General features: G+C 62.4%; 10 protein-coding genes. 6 read left to right on the top strand and 4 right to left on the bottom strand.

The genetic code is table 11. The annotated features are described in order from the left end of the window. The first annotated feature begins 6 nt into the window (after positions 1–6). From E5720_RS13490 to E5720_RS13470, 5 genes are all read left to right on the top strand, one after another. Positions 7–684 (top strand): GntR family transcriptional regulator, encoded by a 678-nt coding sequence (locus E5720_RS13490; RefSeq protein ID WP_136171075.1) that lies wholly within the window; start codon positions 7–9, stop codon positions 682–684. 84 nt (positions 685–768) lie between these two features. Then, complete coding sequence (locus E5720_RS13485) at positions 769–2,556, top strand: amidohydrolase family protein (protein ID WP_136171074.1); 1,788 nt, start codon at positions 769–771, stop codon at positions 2,554–2,556. Next, complete coding sequence (locus E5720_RS13480) at positions 2,553–3,158, top strand: TetR/AcrR family transcriptional regulator (protein ID WP_136171073.1); 606 nt, start codon at positions 2,553–2,555, stop codon at positions 3,156–3,158. The genes E5720_RS13485 and E5720_RS13480 overlap by 4 nt, the downstream gene beginning before the upstream one ends. After that, positions 3,155–3,985 (top strand): alpha/beta fold hydrolase, encoded by an 831-nt coding sequence (locus tag E5720_RS13475; RefSeq protein WP_168708354.1) that lies wholly within the window; start codon positions 3,155–3,157, stop codon positions 3,983–3,985. The genes E5720_RS13480 and E5720_RS13475 overlap by 4 nt, the downstream gene beginning before the upstream one ends. A gap of 92 nt (positions 3,986–4,077) precedes the next feature. Further along, positions 4,078–4,611, top strand: coding sequence for a carboxymuconolactone decarboxylase family protein (locus E5720_RS13470; RefSeq protein ID WP_084346259.1), 534 nt, complete (start codon positions 4,078–4,080; stop codon positions 4,609–4,611). Positions 4,612–4,628: 17 nt separating this feature from the next. On the opposite strand, the gene E5720_RS13465 is transcribed toward E5720_RS13470, so the two are convergent. The 3 genes from E5720_RS13465 to E5720_RS13455 all read right to left on the bottom strand — a co-directional run bounded on the left by E5720_RS13465 (position 4,629) and on the right by E5720_RS13455 (position 8,065). Continuing rightward, entirely contained in the window at positions 4,629–5,480 is an 852-nt protein-coding gene (locus tag E5720_RS13465; protein ID WP_084346260.1) for an SDR family NAD(P)-dependent oxidoreductase, read from the bottom strand. 160 nt (positions 5,481–5,640) lie between these two features. Beyond that, a complete protein-coding gene (gene lpdA, locus E5720_RS13460; RefSeq protein ID WP_136171071.1) occupies positions 5,641–7,056 on the bottom strand; it encodes a dihydrolipoyl dehydrogenase in 1,416 nt (471 codons plus the stop codon). Between the two features lie 49 nt (positions 7,057–7,105). Continuing rightward, the gene (locus E5720_RS13455; RefSeq protein WP_136171070.1) at positions 7,106–8,065 is read right to left on the bottom strand and encodes a membrane dipeptidase; all 960 of its coding nucleotides are present in this window, start codon (positions 8,063–8,065) and stop codon (positions 7,106–7,108) included. 106 nt (positions 8,066–8,171) lie between these two features. On the opposite strand from E5720_RS13455, the gene E5720_RS13450 reads away from it, so the two are divergent. Next, entirely contained in the window at positions 8,172–10,202 is a 2,031-nt protein-coding gene (locus tag E5720_RS13450) for a prolyl oligopeptidase family serine peptidase (RefSeq protein ID WP_136171069.1), read from the top strand. Positions 10,203–10,226: 24 nt separating this feature from the next. Here the strand turns inward: E5720_RS13450 and E5720_RS13445 are convergent, their stop codons facing one another. Continuing rightward, the gene (locus E5720_RS13445; protein WP_136171068.1) at positions 10,227–11,060 is read right to left on the bottom strand and encodes an alpha/beta fold hydrolase; all 834 of its coding nucleotides are present in this window, start codon (positions 11,058–11,060) and stop codon (positions 10,227–10,229) included. Positions 11,061–11,065: the final 5 nt, after the last annotated feature.

Here is an 11,065-nt window from a genome sequence, read left to right as displayed (position 1 = left end):
ACTTCCATGCCGCGCAGGGACCTTCGCGAGAAGGTGTATCTGTCGCTGCGTCGCGACCTCATGTCGGGAGCGATTCCGGCGACCGAAAGACTCGGCGAGGAACGCCTGGCCGAGCGGTACAGCGTCTCGCGCACACCTGTGCGTGAGGCGCTCGCACGGCTGCTCGCGGACGGGCTGGTCTTCCGCGGCCACGACGGGTTGCACGCATACCGACCACACGTGGACGATCTCGCCGGGCTCTACGAGCTCCGGCAGACGCTGGAGATTCGCGGCATCGTCCGCGCCATCGAAGACGCGACGCTACGTCACGACGCATCGGCGATCGTCACCGAGCTCGAGCTCTGGACACGAGCGCGAGAGGTCCCGCCCACCGATATCACCGAGGTCGTGTCGATGGATGAGCAATTTCACACGACGCTGTTGAGCGCGTCCGGAAATCCGGCTTTGACCGTGGCTCTGTGCGCGGTCAACGCGAAGGTTCGGCCGGTACGGATGGTGGGATCGATGACCGAGCAGGACATACGGTCTCAGATCGACGAGCACATCACGATCGGTGAGGCGGTCCTCGAAGGAAATCTCGACGAGGCAAGGACCGCGCTGCTCGCGCACATTTCCTCGCACGAGAAAACTGTCATCGCTCGTGCCGAACAAGCGGCGTCGATGGCTGGGGCGCTGCGAATCTGAAGCGTCGTATTTTGGTCTCGACCAAACATTGCGAGCATTCACTCTCTAAGTTATGGTTGGACCAACCATGGTGATGGAGGTCACATGAACGAGTACCTGCCCTACGACACAGTGCTGACCGGCGGGACGGTCTACGACGGCAGCGGTGGGCCGGGGGTAGTTCGCAACGTAGGAATCTCGGACGGCATCGTGCGCGCGATCACGACCGAACCGCTCGCGGTCGGTCCGAGTACCGATGTCATCGACGCGACGGGACAGTGGGTCATGCCCGGTTTCGTCGACGTACACACCCATTACGACGCGGAGGTCCTGGTCGGACCAGGACTGACCGAGTCGGTTCGACACGGCGTCACCACGGTCCTGCTGGGGAACTGCTCGTTGTCGACGTTGTACTCCACTCCCGTCGACATCGCCGACCTGTTCAGTCGAGTCGAGGCGCTACCGCGCGAGCATGTGCTGAAGGCCGTCGATGCACACAAGACGTGGACGAATCCGAACGAGTACATCGACGCGCTGGAGAGACTCCCCCTCGGGCCCAACATCGCGGCGCTGGTGGGGCATTCGGACCTGCGTGCCCACGTGATGGGGTTGGACCGGGCGACCGACCACAGCCAGAAACCGACACGTGAAGAATTCTCGGCGATGGCCGATGCGCTGACCACTGCCCTGGACGCCGGGCTTCTCGGCATGTCCACCATGACCAACCCCTGGGACAAACTCGACGGTGACAGATACCGTTCGCGGTCACTGCCGTCTTCGTACGCGCGTTGGAAGGAATTCCGCGCACTGCACAAGATTCTGCGCCGACGCGGCCGTCTGCTTCAGAGCATCCCGAATCTCAACACCAAATACGACATGATCTTCTTCCTCGGCAGCGCAACGGGACTGGGCCGGACTCCGCTCAAGATCTCGCTTCTGGCTGCCGCCGATGCCAAAGCATCCCCCTGGATTCACCACATCTTCGGGCCGCTCGCACAACTGGTGAACGGACCCGGGCGCGGACAGTTCCGATGGCAACACCTGCCCACTACGTTCGACGTCTACTCCGACGGGATCGACCTCGTCGTCTTCGAGGAGTTCGGATCCGGCCGCGCAGCTCTGCATCTCCGAGAGGAATTGGGCCGCAACGACTTGCTGTCCGACGAGGCCTACCGCCGCTGGTTCCGCGCCGACTTCGAGAAGAAATTCAGCTCACGGGTATGGCACCGAGACTTCGCCGATGCCCAGATCACCGAATGCCCGGATGCCTCGGTCGTCGGTAAGAACATCGCCGAGGTTGCGGCCGAACGCGGCATCCACGTGGTCGACGCATTCCTCGATCTCGTCGTCGAGCATGGCCGAAAACTGCGCTGGCACACCACTATCGCCAATCACCGACGGAAGCAGATGGACAAGCTCATCACCAGGCCGGGCGTCACCGTCGGGTTCTCCGACGCCGGGGCGCACCTACGGAACATGGCGTTCTACAACTTCGGGATCCGGTTGCTGCATCGTGTGCACGGCGCCCGCGGAGATCGACGGCCGTTCATGTCCGTGGAGAATGCCGTGTACAAGCTCAGTGGCGAGCTCGCGGACTTCTACGGCGTCGACGCAGGACACCTGAGGGTGGGCGACCGCGCCGATGTGGTCGTCATCGATCCGGCTGGTCTCGACGACGAGGTCCTCGCGTATCGCGAGGAGACGATGCCCGAGTTCGGTGGTTTGAGCCGGATGGTCAACCGGAACGATCAGGCCGTCACCGCGACGCTGATCGCCGGGCGGATCGTCTACCGTGAGGGTGAATTCGCGCCATGGTTCGGCGTATCGGAACGCGCTGGTAGCTTCCTGCGCGCCGCTACCACCACGGCACCGCATCCACGAGAGCGAGTATGAGCAGAACTCAGCAGGAACGACGTACCGAGACGATCGGGAAGCTACTCGATGCAGCGATCGTGTCACTGTGCGAAAATGGCTACGCTGCAACGACGGTGAGCGAGATCGTCTCCCGTGCGGGGGTGTCCTCGGGTGCGTTGTTTCGGCATTTCCCCACACGCCTCGACATCATCGTCGCTGCTGCGGACGAAGTGCGGCGGCGACAGTTCGAGGAGTTTCGAACCGGTCTCGCGATCTTCGGTACGGCGTCCGTCGAGCATTGTCTGCTCCTCCTGCGTGCGGCGTGTCGAGCCCCGATAAACGGTGCCTGGTACGAGCTCCTCATTGCCGCTCGGAGTGATACCGAGCTGCGGGAACGATTGATTCCCTTCACTGTTCGCTACCACGAGCAAATTTCCGCGCTTGCCCGCACGCTTCCGGTCGCAGGCACCATCCCACCCGCCCAACTCGATACGGTCATTTTCACCGTGGTGCACCTACTCGACGGCGAAGCGCTCTCGGCGATCGTGCATCCGCAGCCCGAGCAGGAGGAGTTGCGATTGCAGCTCATCGCCGGGCTACTCCGAGGCGAGTCCATCTACAAACGGGGCGAGGCCGTGTGAAGACCTGGACAGTCGATTCTGTCGGAGCCCGTATCGCGGTGTACGAGTATGGAGATCCGCTGGCATCCTCGACCGTGCTTCTTGTTCACGGCTATCCGGACGATCATCGATTCTTCGAGCCGATGATCCGTGTGCTGGGCCAGCACGTGCGGATCGTTGCCTACGACACCCGCGGCGGCGGGGCCACCACCCTCGACGATCCGGACTCGCTCGAGAGCTACACCCTGGCTCACTTGACCGAGGATACGTTCGCCGTGGTCGATTCGATCCCCCACCGGAGTGGACCCCTGCACGTGTTCGCACACGACTGGGGTTCGGTTCAGATGTGGGAAACAATGGCCGCACCCCGTGCTGCATCGACTTTTGCGTCGTTCGTATCGGTGTCCGGCCCGAGCCTGGACCACCTGCGTGAGGTCTCTCGCGCCCGCGCAGTTTCGCCCCGACAGTGGTCATCGATGGCAACGCAACTCCTACGGTCCTGGTACATCTGGAGTTTCCACATTCCGGTTCTTCGCCGGTTCGTACCATCGATGATGGTATCGATCGGCAACGAGGACGCCCCGGAACCGGAGCGCCGGAACCAACAACGCGGAATTGCGCTGTATCGCGCGAACATTCTCCGCCGTCTACTCTCCGGGCCCGACCCGAAATGTGAGGTGCCCACCACTGTCGTCGTTCCACTCCATGACCGGTTTCTCTCCGTCGACCTTGCCGACGGACTCGAGCGCTGGATACCCGACCTACAGGTCATCGAAGTCGACGCCGAGCATTGGTGGCCGTACACCCACCCGGCAGATGCAGCCGAGGTGGTGCTGTCGCTGCAGTAACGGTCGGCTGGTTACGCACATCGATTGTCCGCTAGCACCGATTGCTCTTTTCCGATGGTGCACAGCGGAAACCGCAGGTAGCGTGAGAAGGCGTGAGCTCACCGCGCATTGCATCCGGAACGTTCAAGGACCTCGGCCCCATCAACTGGGCCTTGTGGCGCGTCCTGTCGAAGGCTGCGGGCGCGCCCAACGCGCATCTTTTCAGTACCTTGGGACGCACCCGCGGACTTTTTCGGGGCTGGTTGTTCTACAGCGGGAAGCTGATGCCGGGCGGCCGGATCTCACGCAAGGACACGGAAGTGGTGATCAACCGCGTCGCACACGTACGTGACTGCGGGTACGAGATGGACCATCACCGCCGAATCGGCAGGCGCGTCGGAGTGACCGAAACCCTTCTCGCACAAGTAAAGGAAGGGCCCGCAGCAGTCGGTCTCGGTGATCGCTATCGAGCGATACTCACCGCGACCGACGAACTACTGGCCACCAAGAACCTCTCGGACGAAACCTGGTCAGCCTTGGCACGCGAGTTCGACGAACGCCAGCTGATCGAATTCCTGTTGTTGGTCGGGCAGTACGACAGCTTGGCGACGACCATCGAAACTCTGCGAATAGAACGCGACTTCTGAAAAGAGATTCGCTGGAGCTAGCCCTTGTTCGACCCGAACCTGGCGCCGGTAGCTCGCCCAATCCTGTTGAGCGGGGCCAAAATATCCTGATACCGTGGCCCCACTACGCGAGGGATCAGATCGAACAGTCGCGCATCCGGGCCGATGAGGATGCGCGGCTTGTTGCGCTCGACGCCGCCGAGGATCACCTTGGCGGCACGTGTGGGCGAGGTGACGGCGATCTGCTCGAAGCGTCGCACGACGGCGTCGTGATCTCCCAGATCTGCCATTCCTCGTGCGTTGGCAACGATGTTCGTCTTGATTCCGCCAGGATGGACACAGCTGACGCCGACGGGATGGCGAGCGACTTTCATTTCCTGGCGCAGCGCCTCGGTGAAACCGCGCACCGCGAACTTTGCCGAGTTGTATGCGCTCTGACCGGGGATGCCCATCAACCCGAACACGCTCGACACATTCACCAGGTGACCTTCACCGGACTCGATGAGCGCAGGCAGAAATGCTTTGGAGCCGTTGACGACTCCCCAGAAATCAATGTTCATGACCCACTCGAAATCGTCCCAGGTCATATCCAGAACATCTGCGCCGAGCGCAACCCCTGCGTTGTTGACCACAAGGTTGACGCGTCCGAATTCGCTGATGACCGCATCGGCATGGAAATACATTGCCGCGCGGTCGGAGACGTCCAACTGGTAGGACACTGTGCGTGCACCGATCTTCTCGCACAACACGACCGTCTCCGTGAGTGCTTCGCCGTCGATGTCCGAGAGCGCCAGCCTGGCGCCGCGGTGCGCCAGATCGAGGGCGAGCGCGCGGCCGATCCCCGATCCGGCCCCGGTGACGACGGCAACCTTGTTGTCGAAACTTCTCATCGGTGTACTTCTTTCGCCTCGGTCGTATCGTCCTGGCCACGACCAACACCGGCCGGAAAGCCCATCCTGCCATGCAAGGACGAGTCCGGACAGGGCATGAAAAAAGCTCGTTCGTCTTGTGTGCGCACAAGACGAACGAGCTTCGTAACTGCTTGGAGGGTCAGAAGTTGATCATGTGTCCTGCGAGGCCGTGAATGGCCTCCTGCAATGCCTCGGACAACGTCGGATGTGTATGGACGTTGCGAGCGAGTTCGTTGACGGTCAGATCCCATTTCTGGGCCAGCGTCAGTTCCGGCAGTAGCTCGGACACGTCGGGGCCGATGAGGTGACCACCGAGAAGTTCGCCGTGCTCGGTGTCCGCGATCAGCTTGACGAAACCGGTAGCGTCTCCCAGCCCGTGTGCTTTGCCGTTGGCTGCGAACGGGAAGTTCGCGACCTTGATGTCGGAGCCACGGGCCTGCGCTTCTTCACGAGCCTGATCTTCGGTGAGTCCGAAGCTGGCGACCTGCGGCTGGCAGAACGTCGCCCGCGGCATCATGCGGTAGTCCTCGATCGGCAGCGTCTCCGCGCCGGCGATGGTCTCCGCCGCCACGACGGCCTGAGCCTCGGCCACGTGAGCGAGCTGCAGCTTGGCGGTGACGTCCCCGATTGCGTAGATGTGCGGGACGTTGGTCTTCATCGTGCTGGTGATGCCGATGGCACCGCGATCGGTGAGCTCGACACCGGTCTTCTCGAGACCGAACCCTTCGACGCGAGGGGCGAAGCCCACGGACTGCATCACCTTGTCGACGGTGACGGTTTCGACGTCGCCGGACTTGTTGTTCTTGAACTTGACGGTCACCTTGGAGCCATCGTCGTCGATGCTCTGTACAGCGGCACCGGTGACGATACGGACGCCGAGCTTCTTGTACTGCTTCTCGATTTCCTTGGAGATGTCGGCGTCCTCGTTGGGGAGCGCGCGATCGAGGTACTCGACGATGGTGACATCGACACCGTAGTTCTTCATGATGTAGCCGAACTCCATGCCGATGGCGCCTGCACCGACGATGAGCATCGAACCCGGGAGTTCACGGGTCATGATCTGCTCTTCGTACGTGACGACGTTCTCGCTCAGCGACGTTCCCGGCAGCAGTTTGGTGGTGCTGCCGGTGGAGATGATGGCGTTGTCGAAGGTGATCGTCTCGGTGCCGCCCTTGGTCAACTCCACCTCGATGGTGTTCGCATCGGTGAAGGTGCCCTGGCCGTCGAACTCGGGGATCTTGTTCTTCTTCATCAAGAAGTGAATTCCCTTGACGCGCCCCTCCGCGACCTTGCGGCTGCGGTCGAAGGCTGCGCCGAAGTCGAAGCTCGCTTCGCCCGAGATACCGAACAACTTGGCTTCTTTTGTGAAGAGGTGCGCAAGTTCGGCATTGCGGAGAAGCGCCTTCGAGGGGATGCAGCCCACGTTGAGGCAGACACCGCCCCAGTACTTCTTCTCGATGATGGCAGTGCTCAGTCCGAGTTGTGCCGCGCGGATAGCAGCGACGTACCCACCGGGACCGGCTCCGAGGACAACGACGTCATAGTGTGAGGTCACGATTCCCCAGCTTAGTCGCGTACGGATTCCCTGTCTCGAGACGGTCGGGTTACCTGCCGGTAGCAGCCTGTGTCGCCTCTGCGACCCGCCGGAAGTTCCCACCGAACACGGCGTCGACGGCGTGTTCGTCGAAACCACGACCACGCAGCACCGCGGGCAGGGTCAGCGTTCCTTCCGGCGGAACCCACTGCAGCGGCCCCCAACGCGTGTACATCTCCGAGAACGCCTCGGGGTGAATTCTCAGCTCGTGATCGAAATCCTCGTGGTCGAACGAATAGTCCGAGCCGATACCCACGTGCTCGATGCCGAGCAACTCCACGCCGTACTCGATGTGGTCCGCCATCGCCTGCACCCGTTTGCCATCTTCCTCGGGCGCGTTGACGCCGAGGAAGATGCCGACACCGTTGATCCCCACGACGCCTGTAGTGCGTGCGCATTCCAGCGCCTGCTCATCGGTGATGTTCCGCGGATGCTGCCACAGTGCAGCAAAATTCGAGTGACTGTAGATCATCGGGTGCTCGGTGCAACGTGCCACGTCGAGCCCGGTCGAGACCGAGCAGTGCGAACCGTCGACGAGCATCCCCACACGATTCATCTCGCGAACCACGTCCCTCCCGTACGCCGTCAGACCCGTGTCCTCGACGTCGAGGCATCCCCCTCCGGCCGCATTGGCGTGGTTGTAGGTCGGAAGCATGGAACGCACACCGAGGCCGTGGAAGTAGCGAATGTTGTCGAGATCGCCCTCGAGTGGACCGGAATCCTCCAGGTCGAATGCCAGGGTGATCAGCTCGACAGCTTCGGGTTCGTCCACCGCGTCGACCATGCGAAAACGCCCGTCGGCGAGGGCTTTACGACGGAAATCCTGCGCCAGCGCAGTCACGACTGCTTTGGAATGCGGCGAGAAGCCGACGTTGACGGACACGTACGACCCGAGCGGGTAGCGAGCCAATTCCGTGATGTCCGCAGTGGGCACCAGCGGCAGACAGCAGTGCTGTTCCCACAGATTCATATCCGGCGATCCTTCCTCGAACACCACGACCCCGACACGAGAGTGAGCACCGGCACGTGTCCGGTCACCGTGGGAGGGACAGTACCTACGAGGGTACAAATAGGGCATGAGCAACACCTCTGATCCGTACCTGTGGCTCGAAGAGGTCACCGACGAGCGCGCATTGGACTGGGTACGCACCCGTAATGCCGCCACCACCGCCGCGTTGGCCGGCCCAGAATTCGACGCGATGAAAGCCCGCGTGCGCGAGGTCCTCGACACCGACGCACGAATCCCGTACGCGCGGCGGCGCGGTGAGTACCTGTACAACTTCTGGCGCGACGCCGAGCACATCCGAGGACTGTGGCGTCGGACCACGATGACGGAATACCGCAAGGACTCGCCCGAGTGGGACATCCTGCTCGACCTGGACGCCGTCGCCGAGACCGAAGGCGAGAACTGGGTGTGGAGCGGTGCGCAGGTGCTGCGTCCCGATCAGCACCTCGCGTTGGTCACGATGTCCCGCGGCGGCGCCGACGCGTCGATCGTCCGCGAATTCGACTTGCGGACGCGCACGTTCCGCGACCCGTCGGACGGCGGATTCTTCGTTTCCGAAGCCAAGACCGACATCGGGTACATCGACGCCGACACCGTCTATGTAGGAACCGACTTCGGTGCAGGTTCGCTCACCGACTCGGGATATCCGCGTGTCGCCAAGCGGTGGACCCGCGGCACCCCACTTGCCGAGGCCGAAACCGTGTACGAGGGAACGGCGAACGACATCTCGATTTCGGCGTGGCACGACCGGACTCCCGGATTCGAACGTGACTTCGTGCAACGCGCGACGGACTTCTTCAACGCCGAAATGTATCTGGTCGACGGCACAACCCTGACGCTGATCGATACGCCGACCGACGCAACGACTTCGGTCCACAAGCAGTGGCTACTGGTCCGCACGATGACCGAGTGGACGATCGGCGACAAGACGTATCCGTCCGGGGCGCTACTGGCCGCAAACTTCGAGAGCTTCCTCGCCGGGGACCGCGAGATGACCGTACTGTTCTCGCCCGACGCACACCGCTCCCTGCATCAGTTCGCTTGGACCGAGAACCACTTGCTCGTCGTCACGCTCGTAGACGTGCGCAGCGAGTTCCGAGTACTCACTCCGGGGCCCGGTCCCTGGGATGATCAGCCGTTGCTCGGCCTACCGGATTCGACCTCCACCGAGATCGTCGGCACCGATGCGGAGGAGAACGGTGACGAGTTCTTTCTGTCGTCGAGTGGTTATCTGACGCCTGCCACGCTGCTGTTCGGCACAGTCGGCGGCGACCTCGAAGTCCTCAAACAGGCGCCGTCGTTCTTCGACACCGATTCGATGGCCGTCACCCAGTATTTTGCGACTTCACTCGACGGCACTTCCGTGCCCTACTTCGTGGTCCGCAAGGAAGGCATGGGCCCCGGTCCGACGATGCTCTACGGCTACGGAGGATTCGAGATCTCGATGACGCCGTCGTACAGCGGTGCAACCGGTCTGGCCTGGCTCGAGCAGGGCGGCACGTACGTAGTGGCCAACATTCGAGGCGGCGGCGAGTACGGCCCCGAATGGCATACCCAAGTGCTGCGCGCAGGCCGACACAAGGTCCACGAAGATTTTGCGGCCGTGGCAAAGGATCTGGTGGAGCGCGAAATCACCACCCCCAGCCAGCTCAGCGCTCAGGGAGGAAGCAACGGCGGACTCCTGATCGGAATCATGCTGACCAAGTACCCCGAACTGTTCGGCGCTCTGGTCTGCCAGGTACCACTGCTGGACATGAAGCGGTACCACCTACTGCTGGCAGGGGCGTCGTGGGTGGCGGAATACGGCGACCCGGACGACCCCGACGAGTGGGCATTCATCTCCGAATACTCGCCGTACCAGAACATCGTGGCACCGGACGAGAGACGCTATCCGCCGATCCTCATTGCGACCTCGACACGCGACGACCGGGTGCACCCCGGTCATGCCCGCAAAATGGCCGCGCGGCTCGAAGAACTGGGCCAGCCCGTCACCTACTTCGAGAACATCGAAGGCGGGCACGGCGGCGCTGCGGACAACGCTCAGCTGGCATTCAAGACGGCGCTGTCCTACCAATTCCTGTGGAAGGCACTGCAGCCGTAGCGTCGACGATCCGCTGAGAGCTTTTCAGCGATGCATCCACGAGCTCACGAGGTCCGCAACGGCCATTGGATTTCGGATCCAGCCGTTGTGGCCGAGTGACTCGGCGACATGCTCGGCGGTGACTTCGGCGTTGGCGAGTTTGTCGACCAAGTTCTTCATCGACTCCGGCGGTGCCACCTCGTCCCCTTCGATCGTGATCGTCAGGACTGGTAGCTTCAATCGGCCCATCCGCTCCTCGTAGTCCATATCGGCGCCGGACGGCTCGATCAGTCCCGTCCGGGCGAATCTGGACCAGTCTTCGATCAGCACACGCGACTGCCGACCGAAACCACCGATACCGACGCGATCCCCTGGCCAGAAGCCGGCAATGCTGCTCGTCAACGCCATGGCTGCGGCACCGAACAGCAATGGAACACCGCGCACGGTTCCGAAGCCTCGGTGGTACGGCGACCCCGAGGCCACCAAGATCAGCCCGGCCAGTCGACCGCGAATTCGAGCTGCGTACATCGACCCGAGTTGGCCACCCATGCTGTGCCCCAAAAGATAGGGAGTGGCGGCCGGAAACTCCTCGCGCACCACCTCGAAGATGGCAGGGAAGTCCACCGATACCAGTTCCTGATATCCGTACTTGCTGGCAGAACTGGGTTTGGGCACGCTGTCGCCTTGTCCGCGGAGATCACCGACAGCGGCATGGAAACCGCGGGCGACGAGGGCTTCGGCGAACAGGCGGTAGTAGCCGCCCGGAATTCCAAGACCCGGCATGATCACTACCACCGGCGCGTCGTCCGGTCCGTCGGCCGGAAACAGCGATACCGGCACTGTCGAACCGTCGGGCATTTGAATAGGAACGGTATGCACCGAAC

It is taken from the genome of Rhodococcus sp. PAMC28707, from assembly GCF_004795915.1.
Classification (GTDB): Bacteria; Actinomycetota; Actinomycetes; order Mycobacteriales; family Mycobacteriaceae; genus Rhodococcoides.
Note: the sequence above shows the minus strand (reverse complement) of the source record. Positions and strands in the feature narration are given on the sequence as shown.